Annotated in this window: 17 protein-coding genes; 5 read left to right on the forward strand and 12 right to left on the reverse strand. The window is 65.7% G+C overall.

Going from position 1 to position 15,976, the window contains the following annotated elements:
• The first annotated feature begins 37 nt into the window (after nucleotides 1-37).
• A complete protein-coding gene (locus D8Z78_RS15080) occupies nucleotides 38-985 on the forward strand; it encodes a class I SAM-dependent DNA methyltransferase (protein ID WP_121631570.1) in 948 nt (315 codons plus the stop codon).
• A gap of 85 nt (nucleotides 986-1,070) precedes the next feature.
• Here the strand turns inward: D8Z78_RS15080 and betC are convergent, their stop codons facing one another.
• From betC to D8Z78_RS15115, 7 genes are all read right to left on the reverse strand, one after another.
• Nucleotides 1,071-2,576 carry a choline-sulfatase gene (betC, locus tag D8Z78_RS15085; protein ID WP_121631569.1) on the reverse strand — a complete coding sequence of 502 codons (1,506 nt, stop codon included), beginning with the start codon at nucleotides 2,574-2,576 and terminating at the stop codon, nucleotides 1,071-1,073.
• A complete protein-coding gene (gene betI / locus D8Z78_RS15090) occupies nucleotides 2,573-3,142 on the reverse strand; it encodes a transcriptional regulator BetI (RefSeq protein ID WP_121631568.1) in 570 nt (189 codons plus the stop codon). The genes betC and betI overlap by 4 nt, the downstream gene beginning before the upstream one ends.
• A 72-nt stretch (nucleotides 3,143-3,214) precedes the next feature.
• On the reverse strand, nucleotides 3,215-3,412 hold the full coding sequence (locus D8Z78_RS15095) for a hypothetical protein (RefSeq protein ID WP_121631567.1): 198 nt from the start codon (nucleotides 3,410-3,412) through the stop codon (nucleotides 3,215-3,217).
• A 108-nt stretch (nucleotides 3,413-3,520) separates the two neighbouring features.
• Nucleotides 3,521-4,414: a DMT family transporter gene (locus tag D8Z78_RS15100; protein WP_240672142.1), complete on the reverse strand. Its 894-nt coding sequence runs from the start codon at nucleotides 4,412-4,414 to the stop codon at nucleotides 3,521-3,523.
• 180 nt (nucleotides 4,415-4,594) lie between these two features.
• Entirely contained in the window at nucleotides 4,595-5,188 is a 594-nt protein-coding gene (locus D8Z78_RS15105) for a LysE/ArgO family amino acid transporter (RefSeq protein ID WP_121631566.1), read from the reverse strand.
• Nucleotides 5,185-7,398, reverse strand: a complete 2,214-nt coding sequence (locus D8Z78_RS15110; protein WP_121631565.1) for a tetratricopeptide repeat protein — start codon at nucleotides 7,396-7,398, stop codon at nucleotides 5,185-5,187. Before D8Z78_RS15110 ends, D8Z78_RS15105 begins: the two co-directional genes overlap by 4 nt.
• A gap of 158 nt (nucleotides 7,399-7,556) precedes the next feature.
• Complete coding sequence (locus D8Z78_RS15115; protein WP_121631564.1) at nucleotides 7,557-8,297, reverse strand: YebC/PmpR family DNA-binding transcriptional regulator; 741 nt, start codon at nucleotides 8,295-8,297, stop codon at nucleotides 7,557-7,559.
• A 111-nt stretch (nucleotides 8,298-8,408) separates the two neighbouring features.
• On the opposite strand from D8Z78_RS15115, the gene D8Z78_RS15120 reads away from it, so the two are divergent.
• Nucleotides 8,409-9,143 carry a glutamine amidotransferase gene (locus tag D8Z78_RS15120; protein WP_121631563.1) on the forward strand — a complete coding sequence of 245 codons (735 nt, stop codon included), beginning with the start codon at nucleotides 8,409-8,411 and terminating at the stop codon, nucleotides 9,141-9,143.
• Nucleotides 9,144-9,207: 64 nt separating this feature from the next.
• Here D8Z78_RS15120 and D8Z78_RS15125 read toward each other — a convergent pair whose 3' ends face one another.
• The 5 genes from D8Z78_RS15125 to D8Z78_RS15145 form a co-directional block, all read right to left on the reverse strand.
• Nucleotides 9,208-10,986, reverse strand: a complete 1,779-nt coding sequence (locus D8Z78_RS15125) for an SLC13 family permease (RefSeq protein WP_121631562.1) — start codon at nucleotides 10,984-10,986, stop codon at nucleotides 9,208-9,210.
• A 21-nt stretch (nucleotides 10,987-11,007) separates the two neighbouring features.
• A complete protein-coding gene (locus D8Z78_RS15130; RefSeq protein WP_121631561.1) occupies nucleotides 11,008-11,928 on the reverse strand; it encodes a DMT family transporter in 921 nt (306 codons plus the stop codon).
• A complete protein-coding gene (locus D8Z78_RS15135) occupies nucleotides 11,925-12,731 on the reverse strand; it encodes a TIGR00282 family metallophosphoesterase (protein WP_121631560.1) in 807 nt (268 codons plus the stop codon). The genes D8Z78_RS15130 and D8Z78_RS15135 overlap by 4 nt, the downstream gene beginning before the upstream one ends.
• 210 nt (nucleotides 12,732-12,941) lie before the next feature.
• Nucleotides 12,942-13,649: a VCBS repeat-containing protein gene (locus tag D8Z78_RS15140; protein WP_121634594.1), complete on the reverse strand. Its 708-nt coding sequence runs from the start codon at nucleotides 13,647-13,649 to the stop codon at nucleotides 12,942-12,944.
• Between the two features lie 71 nt (nucleotides 13,650-13,720).
• Complete coding sequence (locus D8Z78_RS15145) at nucleotides 13,721-14,044, reverse strand: 2Fe-2S iron-sulfur cluster-binding protein (protein ID WP_121634600.1); 324 nt, start codon at nucleotides 14,042-14,044, stop codon at nucleotides 13,721-13,723.
• A 160-nt stretch (nucleotides 14,045-14,204) separates the two neighbouring features.
• Here D8Z78_RS15145 and D8Z78_RS15150 point away from each other — a divergent pair, with 160 nt between their 5' ends.
• The 3 genes from D8Z78_RS15150 to D8Z78_RS15160 are packed head-to-tail and all read left to right on the forward strand — an operon-like array spanning nucleotide 14,205 to nucleotide 15,972.
• The gene (locus D8Z78_RS15150) at nucleotides 14,205-14,561 is read left to right on the forward strand and encodes an OB-fold nucleic acid binding domain-containing protein (protein WP_121634592.1); all 357 of its coding nucleotides are present in this window, start codon (nucleotides 14,205-14,207) and stop codon (nucleotides 14,559-14,561) included.
• A 37-nt stretch (nucleotides 14,562-14,598) separates the two neighbouring features.
• Nucleotides 14,599-15,117 (forward strand): peptidoglycan-binding domain-containing protein, encoded by a 519-nt coding sequence (locus tag D8Z78_RS15155; protein ID WP_121634591.1) that lies wholly within the window; start codon nucleotides 14,599-14,601, stop codon nucleotides 15,115-15,117.
• A 48-nt stretch (nucleotides 15,118-15,165) separates the two neighbouring features.
• Nucleotides 15,166-15,972, forward strand: a complete 807-nt coding sequence (locus D8Z78_RS15160) for a pyrroline-5-carboxylate reductase family protein (protein ID WP_121634589.1) — start codon at nucleotides 15,166-15,168, stop codon at nucleotides 15,970-15,972.
• Nucleotides 15,973-15,976 lie beyond the last annotated feature (4 nt).

A 15,976-nucleotide genomic window follows, 5' to 3' on the forward strand; every position in this document is an offset into this window, starting at 1 on the left:
CCGGGCAAATGAGCGGACCCCTGAGAGATGATGAGCCATGCAAGGGACGCGTTTCCCCTCTGGCGACCCGGCGGCGGACCGTCGGGCCGGTTTCGCCGAAACCATGCTGCACCTGGGCGACCTGGCCGCAGCGATCGAAGCGATGAAATCCGCGCTGGATCTGGCGCCGGACTGGGCGGCGGGCTGGTTCCGTCTGGGCGAATGGTACGAGGCGGCGGGACTCGAAGCAGAGGCCGTAACCGCTTGGGACCGCGCGATTCTCGCCGATCCGGCGGACCCGCTGGGTGCGGTTCTGAAACGCGATCTGCTGCGCGGGACGCAAGTGGCCGACACGCTGCCCCCGGCTTTCGTCGAGCTGCTGTTTGACCAATACGCGCCGCGTTTCGACACGGCGCTTCAGGACCGGCTCGGCTATCGCGGCCCGCAAATCATTGCCGATGCACTGCGCGCCGCCGGCGTCACCGCCGTGACCAATGTCATGGATCTCGGCTGCGGCACCGGCCTGACGGGCGAGGTGCTCCGCCCGCTGGCGCAGACCATGCACGGGGTCGACATCTCCGCCGGCATGCTGGCCGAGGCCGAGGCCAAGGGGCTGTATGACCGGCTCATCAAGGGGGACATCGCCGCGCTGCCGCTCGCGGATCAGCCCTATGACCTGATCGTCGCCACCGATGTCTTCAACTATCTCGGCGCGCTGGACGGGGTCATGACCTGGATCGCGGGCAGCCTCGCCCCGGGGGGCCTGCTGGCCTTCACCGTCGAAAAAGGCACCAAGGGCTACACCCTGCAAGAAGCCCGCCGCTTTGCCCACGCCCCCGCCTATGTCCGGGACTTGCTCACGCAGGCGGGCCTGACCAAGATCACCCTGACCGACTGCGTGCTGCGTCATGATCGCGGCACGGATGTCATGGGCCTGACCGTCACCGCCCGCGCCACGGCGACACAACACACGCGTGAGGGCGAAGACGGGTTGGAAACCGCCTGAGGCGAACACAACATCAAGCATAAGGAACCACCCCTGTGCTTCTTCTTGGTCCAAATACCCAAATTCCGCCCCCACCACGCGCGCCTCACTCTCCGCGTGGAAAGCGCTGGTTCTCTTCCAGCACGTTCAGGTCCATGTGATTGCGCATGTAGCGTTCCGACGCATCCCGCAACGGCTGGAAGTCCCACGGGAAATAGCCGCCCTGCCGCAGTGCCTCATAGACCACCCAGCGCCGGGCCTGCGATTGCCGGACCTCGGCATCGAACCGCTTCAGATCCCAGCGTTCTGCCGCCTGCGCGCGAAAGCCCTCCAGCACCTCGGCATGCCCTGCCTCGCCCGCAAGGTTCACCAACTCATGCGGATCGGCCTCCAGATCGAACAGTTGTTCGGGGTCCAGATCGCAGGCGGTGTATTTCCACCGCCCCTGCCGCAGGCACACGAGCGGCGCGTAGGAGCCTTCTGCCGCGTATTCCATCGCCACCGGGGTTTCCCGCGCCGTACCGTTCATCAGCGGCACAAGGCTCTCGCCCGCGGTCCAAGGCATGACCTCGGACATGTCCACCCCCGCCAGATCACACAGCGTCGGGCAGACGTCGATATTCGACACCGGATCATCGACCCGCGCGCCGGTGCCTCCGGGCACGGCGACCATCATCGGCACCCGCGCCGAGCCCTCGTAGAAGCACATCTTGAACCACAGCCCGCGCTCGCCCAGCATGTCGCCGTGATCGCTGACAAAGACCACGATGGCCTCTTGCCGCGTATCTTCGAGCACACCCAGCAGTTCGCCCACCTTGTCGTCGAGATAGCTGATATTGGCAAAATAAGCGCGGCGCGAGCGGCGGATATCCTCCTCGGTGATGTCGAAATTGCGCCAGTCATTGGCGTCGAAGATGCGCTTGGCGTGGGGGTCGTGATCCTCGTAGGCCATGGCCGGAACCTCAGGCAGCAGGTGGTCGCAGTCCTCGTAGAGGTCCCAATACTTGCGCCGCGCCACGTAAGGATCATGCGGATGCGTGAAGCTGACGGTCAGGCACCACGGGCGGTCGTCCTTGCCACGCGCCAGATCGTAGATCTTCATCTTGGCCGCGTGGGCGACCTCGTCGTCATATTCCATCTGGTTGGAAATCTCGGCCACGCCCGCGCCCGTGACCGAGCCCATGTTGTGATACCACCAGTCGATCCGCTCGCCGGGTTTGCGGTAATCCGGCGTCCAGCCGAAATCGGCGGGGTAAATGTCGGTGGTCAGGCGTTCCTCGAACCCATGCAATTGGTCCGGCCCGACGAAATGCATCTTGCCTGAGAGGCAGGTCTGATAGCCCGCCCGACGCAGGTGATGCGCATAGGTGGGGATGTCGCTCGCGAACTCGGCGGCGTTGTCATAGACCCGGCTCATGCTGGGCAACTGCCCCGACATGAAAGACGCCCGCCCCGGCGCGCACAAGGGCGAGGCGGTGTAGGCGTTGCGAAAGCGGGTCGAACGCGCCGCCAGCGCCTTGAGGTTCGGCGCGTGCAGCCAGTCGGCAGGGCCGTCGGGAAACAGCGTGCCGTTGAGCTGGTCTACCATGACGATCAGGATATTGGGTTTCATGACTGCTCCTCCATGAGGGCGCGGGCCACGGCCATGACCCGTGCCTCTGCGCCCTCGATTGCCTCGTCGCCCAAAGCGGCGCGCAGGTAGACCCCGTCGATCAGCGCGGCCAGCGTCGCCGCAGCAGCCTCGGGGTCGCGCGCGCGCCCGCGCAGGCTTGCGATCAGGTTCGAGCGCAAGCGCCGCTGATAGACGCGCAGCAAGCGCGCCACATCCGCGTCGCGCTGCGCCAAAACGTAGAAATTGAGCCAAGCAGCAATGGTGGCGCGGTCGAAATGCCCCTCGCCCATGCTTGCGCTGATGATGGCCTCCAGCCGCCGCCCTTCGGGGGCAGTTGCCAAGGCATGGCGAACGTCAGCGCCATATTCCGACAGGATATGCCGCATCGCCGCGAGGAAAATCTGCGCTTTCGAGCCGAAATAATGATGCGCCAGCGCGCTGGACATGCCCGCGCGTTTCGCAATCTGGCCAACCGTCACGTCCAATGTCCCGCTCTGGCCGATTTCCTCGACCGTCGCGGCCACCAGCGCCGCCCGCCTTATGGGTTCCTGTCCGACCTTTGGCATTCTTTCGGAATGCCGGTTCTTGACTGACCCGTCAATAAAAATCCTGACGCCCGCGCGGTGCCGGGCGTCGGGTCATGCGTGGATCGTGCCGATCACGGTGTTCTGGGGCAGTTTGGCCACCTCGATCCCGTCCTGCACCCGGCGCAGGTTGTAGCCGTAGCCGCGCATCCGAAAGCGCCACTCGGCGTCGGACAGAACCTTTTCGCGCTCCTTCAACAGGAACTCGGCGATCTCGACCATGTCATGGGTCGTCTTGGTATCGGTGAACATATCCCGTCTCCATCTGATGGGGTTGACAGGATCAGGGTCGGCGCGAATCGCGGCAAAAATGGGGTGGCCGCGCGGATTTTTCATGGAATGGCGACAATGACGGCCCGTTCAGACCTTCGTTTCCGGGATGGCCGGGGTGACGCGACGCTTCAGCACTGCTTCGCGCCACGTGATGAAGACCACGGCGCTCAGAATGATCACCCCGCCGGTGATCACCCATGGGTCGATCGGTTCGGCAAAGAACATCGCCCCCAGCGAGACCGACCAGACCAGTTGCAGGAACGTGACCGGTTGGGTGACGGTGACCGGAGCCGAGGCGAAGGCCAAAGTCATCGTGTAATGACCCGCCGTTGCAAACAGCGCCACGAAGAACAGCACGGTCAATTCCCATGCGGTGGGCCAGACCCACACGGCCAAGGCCAAAGGCGCGAGCCCGATGGTCACGGTCACGGACAGCAGCGCCACGACAACCACGGCGCTGACCTCGTCCGACAGGATCTTGGCCAGCAGGTAGGACACGCCGAATAGCAGCGCCGTGCCCAGCATGGCGAAATGCCCCGGGTCCAGTTCGCGAAATCCCGGCCGCAGGATCACCAAGGCACCGATCAGCGCGGCCACGATCGCCATGACACGCCGGACCGCCAACCGTTCGCCCAAGAACACGACCGCGAGGATGGTGACATAGACCGGGTTGAGATAGTTCATCGCCGTGACCTCGGCGATGGGAATGCGGGTCATGGCGTAGAACCACAGGGCCACGCCCACCGTATGCACCACCCCGCGCAACGAACACAGCCGCCACTGCCGCGCGGTCAGCCGCGTGCGGGCCAGAGACCGCACCATCGGCAGCAGGAAGACCAAACCGATCAGGTAGCGCAGGAAGGCGCTTTCGGCAGCCGGGATGCGCCCGCCCAGCAGTTTGACCAGTGCCGTGACACCCACGAAGCAAAGCCCCGATACAATCATCCAGAAGATGCCCCGCCCCGGGGATGCCGTTTCCATGCAGGCAGACATATCGTGTTCACCGGCGGGTACAAGCATGTCTGCGGCATGCATGTGTTCCGGGCAAGGATTTCGCCCCGGCTTGCGCCGGGTCGACCCGCGCGGGCTGCGCCCGCGCAAGGGGCTCTGCCCCCGGCCTGCGGCCTCCCCCGCGGCATTTCGGGCCAGAAAAAGACCCGATCAGGAGAACAGCAATTTCGCCGCGATGGCCCACATGGTCAGACCGATGACGAGATCGAGAATTTGCCACGCGCGGGGTCTTGCGAAGACCGGGGCGAGCAGGCGCGCGCCGTAGCCGAGCGCCGTGAAGAAGGTGAACGAGGCGGTCATGGCGCCGAGGGCGAAATCGAGCCGGTCATCATATTGCGCCGAGACCGCGCCCAGCAGGACGACCGTATCGAGGTAGACATGCGGGTTGAGCCATGTCAGCGCGAGGCAGGTGAGGATGGCGTTGCGCAGGCTGCCCGCGGTGGGGCCTGCCTGCATCGTCGCGCCACCCCTGTAGGCGGCCAGCAGGGTGCGCGCGCCGTACCAGATCAGGAAGGCCGCGCCGAACAGCCGCATCGCCCATTCGAGGCCGGGGATCGCGGTGGCGAGGTGGCCGAACCCCGCGACCCCGGCGGCGATCAAGGCGGCGTCGGACAGGGCGCAGACCGCGACGACGGGGCCGACATGGGCGCGCAGCAAGCCTTGCCGCAGGACAAAGGCGTTCTGTGCCCCGATGGCAAGGATCAGCGAAAGGCCAAGGGCAAAACCCGCAAGGGCGGTGGTCATGAGGCATCCTGTTTGATCAGGGCGTCCGCTTGTGCCTGTTGCCTGGCGAAGTCAAGACCGTGTTTGGCACACAGGGTTTTGGCCTTGGCCTCGTACAGCCCGCGCGCGCCGGGCTGCTGCGCCAGCACCAGCCAGCATAGGGTCAACCAATCCGCCGCTCTGCGCAGGTCGGGATGGTCGGGTTTGAGTACGTCGGCAAGGCTGTCGTAGGCCTCTTGCAGCAGCGGTTCTGCCTGCGGTGCCTGACCAGCTTTCAGGGCCAAGACTGCGGTGTTCAACAGGGGAATGGCCAGTCGAGCATCCCCCGACGGCAGCACTTTGCGACGGATGACAAGGGCTTGGCCAGCCAGATCGGCAGCTTGTGTCCCACGCCCCTGCATTGCGCGGAGCACTGAAAGATTGTTCAAAGCCATTGCCACATTATCATGATTTTCCCCCAGCTGCGCGCGATAATGCAACAGCGCCTCTTCAAAGGCCTCTGCGGCCAGTTCCAGATCGCCGCCTTCCCCTTGTCGGGCGCGCTCTATCCACAGCCCGCCCAACATGTTGAGACTGTCCGCCAGATCGACGCTGTCCGGGCGGTGGGTGCGGTTCAGGGTGATGGCGCGGTCCAGAAGGGCCTCTGCCGTGTCAAACTCACCTTGCCGCAGGTGCGCCACGGCCAGATTGGCCAGCCCCACAGCCATGTCGCGGTGGTCAGGCTGCAGGCGGGCCTCTTTCAGTGCTTGGCCCGCTTGGGCCAAGGCCAATTCCGACGACTCGTGCAACATTGACAGATAGATCGCAGATTGGTTGAGCACAAATTCCAAAGCCGCGCCGCCGGGGGCGGTAGAGGTGGCGCTGTCCAGCTTTGGTTCTAAGACCTCCCACAAGGTCAGGGAATGCGGGGTCAGGCGGGCGCAGAGGGGCCAGTTGCCGGGAGCCAACGCATCTGCGGGGTACACCGCCGCCAACAGCTCGACCGCTGCGCGCGCCGCCCGCATGTCTGACCTCCGGTCCTGCACCGCGCGCAGGGCGGCGGCGGTCATGCGGTGCAGGGTAAATCCTTCGCCCGTCTCCGCCCGTTGCAACAGCGAGGCCGCGGCCAGATCGGCAAAGGCGCGGCGCAGGCGATCCGGGTCGTCAGACAGGCTGGCCTCCTCGGCCTCGATCACCTCGGGGTCCAAGGCGCGACGTCGCCCCTCGACCCCGCCGGTGAACAGGTCTGGCCCCAGCGCCTCGGGCGCCCACCATGCCAGAATGTCGATCACCCGCTGCGCGTCGCTGGGCAGGCGTTCGTAGCTGACCATGACCGCGCCGATCACGCTGTCATCGTAGTCGCCATTTCGCGGCGCGGTTTCCAGCACCTCTGCGATGCGGGTCTGGACCGCGCCAAAACTGTCGTGCCGCGCCAGGGCCCTGGCGACGATCAGCGCCAGCGGCAGACCACCCAAAGCCTGCGCCAAGGCCTGCGCGCCCGGCGCGTCGTCGCTACCGGCCTCGACCAGCAGCAGGCGCACGGCGGGGCTGTCCGGCCCGTCCCAAGGCAGGGTCTTCGGCTGGACCTTGGGCCACTGCCCCCAGCCCTCTGATTCGCGGGTGGTGACGATCAGATGCGGGCCGCTGGGCATCATGTCCTTGATCGCGGCGTAGCTGGCGACGTTGTCATAGACGACCAGCCACCGGCCCTGCGCGCCGACCCTTGCCAGAACCGCCCGCGCGTCGGCCTGAATGTCGCCGGTCCGGGTCACGCCAAGGCTGTCGGCGGCGGCGACGATCATCGGCAGAAAGACGGCGGGGTCGGCGGTGGCCCAGAGGATGCCGTCATAGCTTTCGCCGTATTTGTCGACATACAGCCGGGCGAGCGCGGTCTTGCCATAGCCACCATGGCCCTGCACCACCGCCGTCAGCGCGGCGTGGCCCTGCGCCAGCAGCCCGTCGCGGAGGGCTTGCAGATCATGCTCGCGCCCGAGGATCTCCCGCTGGATGGGAGGGACGTTGATTTGGGGGGGCTTCGGCGGTTCTGGCTTCTCTGGTTCAGGCATATGCGGATCGGGAACAAGATAGGTTGGCTGCGGAGCAAACGGCTTGGGGCGGACGTATCGATAGAGCTTGGCCGGGATGTGGAAGACCCATCCGAGACCGACAAGGCCAAGGAGCCCGACGACGAAGCTCCAATGCTCTCCCTCCCACGACGTGGGACCGGCCAAAATCTGATTGATGAAATCCACACCTACACTCCCGACGCCCAATGACGTCAGAAAAGCATCCTGCGGCAGAAAACGAAACCCCCGCACGCGGTGTGCGGCGGGGGAGTGTTAACCAAGCATGACCGGCTATTCCGTTTTGCCGGGATCGGTGTTCAAATCGTACAGGCCGCGACTTTGGGTCAGAGCTGCGCCATGACCTCGTCGGAGGCTTCGAAATTGGTGGTGACGCGCTGCACGTCGTCATCATCCTCCAGCGCATCGACAAGTTTCATCAGGGTTTGCATCCCGTCCAGATCGAGTTCGGTCGTGGTCGTGGGCTTCCAGATCAGCTTGGTCGACTCGCTTTCGCCCAGTTCGGCCTCGAGCGCGGTGGCGACCTCGTTCAGGTCGGTATCGGCGCAGTAGATCAGATGGCCATCCTCAGAGGATTCGACATCTTCGGCCCCGGCCTCGATCGCGGCCATCATGACGGTGTCCGCATCGCCCACGGAGGCGGGATAGGTGATCTCGCCCTTGCGCTCGAACATGAAGCCGACAGAGCCGGTCTCCCCCAGATTGCCGCCATTCTTGGTGAAGGTCGAGCGGACATTGGAGGCGGTGCGGTTGCGGTTGTCGGTCATCGCCTCGACGATCACCGCGACCCCGTTGGGGCCGTAGCCCTCGTAGCGGATTTCCTCGTAATCCTCGCCCTCGCCGCCAACGGCCTTCTTGATGGCGCGTTCGATATTGTCCTTGGGCATGGACTGGCCCTTGGCTTCCTTGACGGCGAGGCGCAGGCGCGGGTTCTTGTCGGGATCGGGATCACCCATCTTGGCGGCGATGGTGATCTCCTTGGAAAGCTTGGAAAACACCTTGGCGCGCAGCTTGTCCTGACGGCCCTTGCGGTGCTGGATATTCGCCCATTTTGAGTGGCCGGCCATGGCACGTTCCCTCTTTTGTCTGTGACTGGTTTCGCGGGCTTATAATCCAAGGCCGCGGGGCTTGCCAAGGTGGGGCTTTTCCTTTGCGGCGGCGGCGGGTACCAAGTGCGAATGAGCCGATTTCTGCTATTGCAGCTGCGCCCCGAGACCGAGGCCAGCGATGACGAATTCCACGCCTTTCTCGACAAGGGCGGGCTGCGCGCGGCGCAGGTCCACAGGCTGCGTCTGGATCGCGAGGACCTGCCCGAGGCGCTGGATGCGCGCGACTATGCGGGGGTGATCGTCGGCGGGGGGCCGGGCTGCGTGTCCGACCCGGTGGACAGCAAGGACCCGGTCGAGGCCCGGATCGAGGCGGCCTGCCTGTCCTTGATGCCGGTCATCACGGCCGAGGATGTGCCGTTTATGGGCTGTTGCTACGGGATCGGGATACTTGCGCATCACCTCGGGGCCGAAGTGTCCAAGGCCCGGTTCGGCGAAGCGGTGGGCGCGGTGACCTGTCACGTGACCCCGCAGGGCAAGGCCGATGCCCTGACAGTCCCGCTGCCCGAGACCTTCGACGCCTTTGTCGGCCACAAGGAAGCGGTGCAGCACCTGCCCAAGGGGGCTGTGCATCTGGTGGCCTCTGGCCCCTGCCCCTACCAGATGATCCGGTTCGGCCAGAACGTCTATGCCACGCAGTTCCACCCGGAGGCGGACGCGGCCGGGTTCGAGACGCGGATTCGCATCTACAAGGACAAGGGCTATTTCCCGCCCGAGACCGCGCAGGACCTGATCGACATGTGCCGCGCGGCGGATGTGACCGTACCGGAGCGCCTTCTCGAGGGTTTCGTGCAGCGATACCGGTAGAGGGGGCTCTGCCCCCGGCCTGCGGCCTCCCCCGAGGTATTTGGGGACCAAAGAAGCAGGGGCGTCAGAGCGGGAAGAAGACCGGGATCAGCAGGGCGGCCAAGGCCCCCACAGACAAGTTGAGCGGCAGGCCCACCTTGAGGAAGTCCGAGAACTTGTACCCGCCGGGGCCATAGACCAGCGTATTGGTCTGGTAGCCGATGGGCGTGGCAAAGCTGCAGGACGCGGCCACCATGACCGCCACCACCAACGGGCGCGGATCGACGCCGATGGCATGGGCCAGCCCGACTGCGATGGGCGTGACGACGACCGCGACCGCGTTGTTCGAGACGGCCTCGGTCAGGGCCGAGGTCAGCAGGTAGATGGCCCAGATCAGGAGCGGCGCAGGCAGGTCGGTCATCAGGGGGGCCACGGCCTCGACGATCATCGCCACCGCACCAGAGCTTTGCAGCGCCGCGCCGATGGCGAGCATGGCGAAGATCAGCGCCAGAAGCTGACCCTCGACATAGGAGAACGCCTCGTCCGCATCGATGCAGCGGGTCAGCAGCACCACCGCCATGGCAACCACGGTCAGCGCAAGAATGGGGGCCACGCCAAAGGCCGAGAGCAGGACGATGCCCGCAAGCGCGCCCAGAGCGACCGGCGCGTGTCCACGGCGAAAGGCTTTGGCCGTTGGATGGGCCACATCGACGAGGTTCATGTCATCGGCCAGGCGCTTGATGTCCTCGGGGTTGCCTTCGAGCAGCAGCGTATCGCCCACGCGCACCACCAGTTCATCAAGCTGCCGCCCGATGTTCTGGTTCCGCCGATGCACCGCCAGCGGGTAGACGCCGTAGCGCCGCCGCAGGCGCAGCGCGCCCAGCGACCGCCCGATCATCTTGCAGCCGGGGGAGATCAGCACCTCGACCGTCGAGGTTTCCTTGGCCGAGACCTGATCGACGCGTTTGAGTTCCTTGTTCCGTTGCAACGACAGCAGTTCGGTCATCTGGGTGCGCAGCACCACGCGGTCGCCGACCTGCAACTCGACGCCCTTGAGGTTGCGGCGCAGCGATTCATCGCCGCGGATCACGTCGATCAGCCGCACGCCCTCGCGTTTGAAGAGTTGCACGCCGTTGACCTCGCGCCCGATCAGGTTGCTGTCGGGGGGAATGACGGCTTCGGTAAAGAACTTCATCCGCGAGCGGTCCGACAGCATGCCCGCCATCGAGGCGCGGTCCGGCAGCAGCTTTGGCGCGACGACGAAGATGTAGAACATCCCCCACGCGATCAGGAACACCGCCAGCGGCGTGACCTCGAAGATGGTGAAGGGTTCCAGCCCCTGTTGGCGCGCGACGCCGTCGACCAGCAGGTTCGTCGAGGTGCCGATCAGTGTCAGCGTGCCGCCAAGGATCGCCGCGTAGCTGAGCGGGATCAGCAGTTTCGAGGGCGCGACCCCCAGCGCCTTGGCGATCTGGACGAAGACCGGCAGCATCACCACCACGACGGGCGTGTTGTTCATGAAGGCCGAGGCCACGACCACCACGCCAAGGATTGCCGCCATCGCCGCGCGCGGCCTGCGCTGCACCTCGGCTTGGGCGAACAGGCTGAAGGCGTCGAGCGCCCCGGTGCGCACCAGCCCGCCCATGACGATGAACATGCCCGCGATGGTCCAAGGGGCCGGGTTGGACAGCACGTCGAGCGCCGCGTCATAGGGCAGGATGCCCAGCAGCAACATGGCGGCAACCCCGCCAATGGCGACGACCTCGGTCGGGTAGGTCTCACTCAGGAACAGGCCGAACATCACGACCACCACCCCGAGCGCGATGAACGCCTGTGCCTGCTGGCTCAGTTCGATCCAATGCATGTGCTGCTCTTATCCTTGCCCTCAAGCCTGCGCATCTTCGCTGGTCACGGGCGCCGGCACAAGGGACTTCGGGCGGGGTTGCACCAGCGCGATCCCGCCCAGCATCAGCCCCATCGCCGCCCAGATCCAGCCGGAATAGCCCTCGCCCAGAAACAGCATCGCCCATGTGACCCCGAACAGGGTGACCAGATAGCTGACCTGCGCCGCAAAGACCGACCCGGCCTGCCCCACAAGCCAGACATAGCCGGAATAGGCCAGCGCGTGCAGCACCACGCTGCCCAGAAGCGCAAGCTCCGGGCCGCCAAGCGGCAGCGTTGGCACGATGAACTGCCCCGTCGCCAGCGCCAGCGGCAAAGAGATCACGGCAGCGACGGCGCTGGCCCCGGCCAGCACGGTGAACGGCCCAAGACCTTGCGTGCCCCAGCGCGCCACGCCATTGCCCTCGAACGCGTAACACAGCGACGAGAGCAACGCGATCGCGACCCAGATCGCCTCGGTGCCGTCGGGCAGGCTGGCCTCTGGCAAGGCCAGAAGCGCGACGCCACCGAAGCCCAGCACCAGCCCGCCCAGCCGCGACAGGCGGAAGCTGTCATTGCCCATCGCCAGCGCGACGGGCAGAGCGAACATCGGCACAGAACTAAGCAGGATTGACATCACGCCCGAGGGCAGATGCGCGATGGCGCTATAGGATGTGATGCCGGGCAGCACGGTGCCGATCACGGCGATGAACAGATACAGCGGCAGAACCTTGCGCGTCCACGGCACCCGCCGTCCGCGCAGCGCCGTGATGCCGTAGAGCAGCACCGTCATCAGCGCCGTCTGCCAGAAGATCAGCCCGAAATGCCGGTAGCCGGTCGATACGGCGATCTTCGACAGCGGCTGCGTCGCCCCCCATGCCGCGCCGATCACGATCAGCGCAAGGAAGGGGAGGACGCGGCTCACAGACCGGCTTGCTCCAGACGGCCGCCTTGCCGCACCATCCGGATCGCGGTGGCCTGCCCCGTGCGGTCGTCGGTCTCGACGAGGCAACCCGACAGGGTCGCCTCGCCCTTGGCGGGCTCGAAGCGGGTCTTGGACATGCCGGTGACGAAGCGGCGCATGGGTTCGGCCTTTTCCATGCCGATGACCGAGTTGTAATCGCCACACATGCCCGCATCGGTCAGGTAAGCCGTCCCACCCGGCAGGATCTGCGCGTCGCCGGTGGGCACATGGGTATGGGTGCCGACGACGAGGCTGGCGCGGCCATCGCAGAAATGGCCCATGCCCATCTTCTCGGAGGTGGCCTCGCAATGCATGTCCACAAGGCGCGCCTGCGCCTGACCGCCAAGACGCCGCAGCGCCTCGTCTATGGCCGAGAATGGATCGTCGAAGGCGCGCTTCATGAAGACCTGCCCAAGCACCTGCGTAACGAGCACCTTGCGCCCGCGCCGGTCCTCGAAGAGGCCGGCACCGCGCCCCGGCGCGGTCTTGGCGAAATTGAGCGGGCGCAGCACGCGCTTTTCGGTCTCGATGAAGGTCAGCATGTCCTTCTGGTCGAAGGCATGGTCGCCAAGCGTGACGACATCGGCGCCCGCATCGAGGATCAGCTTGCAATGCGCCCCGGTCAGGCCCATCCCGCCCGACGCGTTCTCGCCATTGACGACGACAAAGTCGAGCTTCCAGTCCTCGCGCAGCTTCGGGAGCCGTTCGGTTACCGCCGCACGCCCCGCGCGCCCCATCACATCGCCAAGAAAGAGTATCCGCATGCAAGGCGGGTTAGACCGGATGGCGGGTTTTTTGAAGCCCCAATCGTCAGCCTGTGGGGTTTCGCCCTCGCCTGCGGCTGGGGCGACCGGCCGGGGGCTCCGCCCCCGGACCCCCGAGGTATTTGCCAAGAGAAGAAACAGGTGGTTTGTGCGCTGGTCAAAGGGACGGTGGGCGGGGCGATGTTCGAAGAACGAGCGTCCGTCCCGCCGTCACTTGCAGGACAGGGCGCGGCGCATGGTATCGGCTTCGTAGGGGGCGATGTTCCGCGACATCAGCGCGCCCGTGAACCGCACCGCGAGAATCCGGGTCCAATCCGCCGATGCGACGATCATCTCGGGGCCGTCGCCGCATGTCCGAATACCACCCGCAATGTAATCCCAACCGATCTTGTGATTCGTCACGCCTTGCATCGCGGCAACCTCGGACAGCGACCGACCATCGAACCGCCAGACCCGCAGGGTCTTTGCCAGATGCGGGCGATCCACATAAGCGAGTTCGATCGTCCCGTCGCCGTCGAGATCGGCCGCCCCAACTGGCGCCAGCCAGCGATGACGCTGGCCGATGAAGGGGGTCGCGGCCAACAGCCCGCCTTCGTGGTAAAGCGCGAGCCGCGCGCCGTTTTCGAGGTCGCTCTCCACGACCATAACCGCCGATGCGCCAGCCCCTTCCACATCCACCAAACGCGGTGCGATATCCTCGAACACCCGGTGTTCGGGAAGCCGGATGAGGATATCCCTGACATCGCGCCCTTCGCAGCCGGTGCAGAAATCCACCTTCAGGCGCAGCGCCCCCCATTCCAAGGCGTCGCCGAGAACACCATGGTCGTAGCGGGTCGTGGGCTCTGCATAGGCTGCCTCCAGGATGATGTTGGGCGGAGTCGCCACCGCCTGCCCCGCCGCCACGAGCGCCAGAGCCATCCATGCGCCGCGGGCCAGACGCCGCCAGACAGAACTACGTCGACGCGGCGCCCCCGTGTCGGGCAAGGCGATCAGATCTGTTTCTCCGGCATGCGCACGACCAAACCGTCCAAGGCGTCCGTCACCTTCAGCTGGCAGGTCAGGCGCGAGGTGGCCGGATCGGGCTGATAGGCAAAGTCGAGCATGTCCTCTTCCATGTCCTCGCGCGCGGGCAGCTTGTCGGCCCAGGACGGGTCGACATAGACATGGCAGGTCGAGCAGGCACATGCGCCGCCGCAATCGGCCTCGATGCCGGGAATGCCGTTGTCGCGCGCGCCTTCCATCACGGTCAGGCCGTTGGGCACCTCGACCACATGCTCGGTGCCGTTATGTTCGATATAGGTGATCTTTGCCATCTCGCTGCTCTCCGTCCAGAAGTCGCGCAAAGTCTTAGAGCGCCAGCGCCGCCCCTGCCAGAGCCTTTTGCATCATTTCCGCCGATTGACCGGATCAAATGCGTTTGATCGCGTGCTGGGCCCCTAGGCGACCCCGCGCCCATGTTCTATGATTGTTCTCATGAATTGGCCCCGCCCGCCCTCGGCCCTGACTGCCGCACAGCTTGATCTGCCCCCCCGGAACGCCCGCGTCACCGTGGCCGGGATCGTGATCCTGCGCCAGCGTCCGGGCACGGCCAAGGGCGTGATCTTCATCACGCTCGAGGACGAAACCGGCGTGGTCAACGTCATCGTCTGGCGCGCGCTTTATGAACGGTTCCGCCGTGCGGTGATCTCGGGGCGGATGCTGCGCGTGACGGGGCGCGTGCAGCGCGAGAATGGCGTGACCCATGTCCTCGCCGACACGATCGAGGACATTTCGCACCTGCTCGATCGGCTTGTGGATGAAAACCTTCCCCCGGTGCCCGAAATCGGCTAACCTGCGCTGACAAAGGCACGAATAGAGGCCCGAGCAGATGATCCGTCCCCTCGCCCCGCTGATCGCGATGGCGTCTCTGGCCGCATGTGCCGCGCCGGAGTCGGTCGCTCGTGCCGATATGGCCCCCTCCGGTCCGCCACCGATGGCCGAACCGGCACGTGACGGCAAATGCTATGCGCATGAGACCATCCCCGCCATCTACGAACATGTCATGGGCGAAGTGCAGGTCGTGCAGGCGGAAATCGCGCCGGACGGCACCGTGCTGCGCCCGCCGATCTATCGCCGCGCGCCGGTGCCGCGCATCGTCCGACCGCGCAGCGAAATGACGTTCGAAGCCCCCTGCCCCGAGCAGGTCACGCAGGACTTCGTCGCGTCGCTGCAACGGGCGCTCGGGGCGCGTGGGTATTTCTCGGGGAACGTGACCGGATGGCTCGATGCCCCCACCACCGCAGCGATCCGCCGCTACCAACGGGATCGCGGCCTTGAAAGCGCACAATTGTCGCTGGAAACGGCTCGTGCCCTTGGCCTGATCGCCGTAGAGTTGCCGCCTAGCTGAAAATTAACGCTTGTTGTGCCAAGGTACCGCGAGGTTGAGGGGAAAACCATGAGCATATCGCGAATCGGCATCGTTGGGTCCGGCATGCTGGGAGATGCCATCATCCGGGCTTGGCTGGACACAGGGGCCGTGTCCCGAAACACGCTGCGCGTCGCCAATCGCAGCGGCACGGCGCCCGTGCCCGGCATCTCGATCACCACCATCGCCAAGGATCTGGCGCAGACCTGCGACACGATCCTGCTGTGCATCCCGCCCGAACAGATCCGGGCACTGGACCTGCACGCGCCCGACGCGCTGATCCTGTCGGTCATGGCGGGCGTCTCGCGCGCCGAGTTGACCCGGGCCACGGGCAGCCCGCGTGTCGTCCGGGCCATCAGCAGCCCCGCTGCGGCGTTGCAGCTGGCCTATACGCCATGGATCGCGTCGGAAGCCGTGACAGAGGCGGACCGCAAGGAGGCCGAGCGCCTGTTTGCCGCGCTTGGCAAGACCGACGAGGTCACGCAAGAGGATCACATCGACCTGTTCACCGCCCTGACCGGGCCGGTGCCGGGTTTCGTCGCATGGTTCGCGGCCACGCTGGCCGAACATGCGCGCGGTGAGGGCATCGCCGAACCAATCGTCGACCGCGCGATCCGCCAGCTTTTCCTGTCTGCCGGAACGATGCTGGGCCAAGGCAGCCAGACCGCCGAGGACCATGTCACCGGGATGAAGGCCTATGGCGGAACGACCGCCGCAGGCCTCCATCACCTTGATGCCGGTGACCTGCGTCAGCGCATCGCCTCAGGACTTGGGGTTTCGGCCGAAGCCGCCCGGACCATCCTCGACCGGCCAGCCCCGGCGCGCGCCCAGACCTGACGCA

The organism is Tropicibacter alexandrii (genome assembly GCF_003667315.2).
In the GTDB taxonomy this organism is placed as follows: domain Bacteria; phylum Pseudomonadota; class Alphaproteobacteria; order Rhodobacterales; family Rhodobacteraceae; genus Tropicibacter; species Tropicibacter alexandrii.

Bases quoted from the DNA above. Each gene is read 5' to 3' on its own strand.
- D8Z78_RS15080 (WP_121631570.1), top strand. From the start codon at position 38: ATGCAAGGGACGCGTTTCCCCTCTGGCGACCCGGCGGCGGACCGTCGG.
- D8Z78_RS15135 (WP_121631560.1), bottom strand. From the start codon at position 12,731: ATGCGGATACTCTTTCTTGGCGATGTGATGGGGCGCGCGGGGCGTGCG.
- D8Z78_RS15120 (WP_121631563.1), top strand. From the start codon at position 8,409: ATGAGCCGATTTCTGCTATTGCAGCTGCGCCCCGAGACCGAGGCCAGC.
- D8Z78_RS15160 (WP_121634589.1), top strand. From the start codon at position 15,166: ATGAGCATATCGCGAATCGGCATCGTTGGGTCCGGCATGCTGGGAGAT.
- D8Z78_RS15125 (WP_121631562.1), bottom strand. From the start codon at position 10,986: ATGCATTGGATCGAACTGAGCCAGCAGGCACAGGCGTTCATCGCGCTC.
- D8Z78_RS15155 (WP_121634591.1), top strand. From the start codon at position 14,599: ATGATCCGTCCCCTCGCCCCGCTGATCGCGATGGCGTCTCTGGCCGCA.
- D8Z78_RS15140 (WP_121634594.1), bottom strand. From the start codon at position 13,649: ATGGCTCTGGCGCTCGTGGCGGCGGGGCAGGCGGTGGCGACTCCGCCC.
- D8Z78_RS15095 (WP_121631567.1), bottom strand. From the start codon at position 3,412: ATGTTCACCGATACCAAGACGACCCATGACATGGTCGAGATCGCCGAG.
- D8Z78_RS15115 (WP_121631564.1), bottom strand. From the start codon at position 8,297: ATGGCCGGCCACTCAAAATGGGCGAATATCCAGCACCGCAAGGGCCGT.
- D8Z78_RS15100 (WP_240672142.1), bottom strand. From the start codon at position 4,414: ATGGAAACGGCATCCCCGGGGCGGGGCATCTTCTGGATGATTGTATCG.
- D8Z78_RS15150 (WP_121634592.1), top strand. From the start codon at position 14,205: ATGAATTGGCCCCGCCCGCCCTCGGCCCTGACTGCCGCACAGCTTGAT.
- betC (WP_121631569.1), bottom strand. From the start codon at position 2,576: ATGAAACCCAATATCCTGATCGTCATGGTAGACCAGCTCAACGGCACG.
- D8Z78_RS15145 (WP_121634600.1), bottom strand. From the start codon at position 14,044: ATGGCAAAGATCACCTATATCGAACATAACGGCACCGAGCATGTGGTC.
- betI (WP_121631568.1), bottom strand. From the start codon at position 3,142: ATGCCAAAGGTCGGACAGGAACCCATAAGGCGGGCGGCGCTGGTGGCC.
- D8Z78_RS15105 (WP_121631566.1), bottom strand. From the start codon at position 5,188: ATGACCACCGCCCTTGCGGGTTTTGCCCTTGGCCTTTCGCTGATCCTT.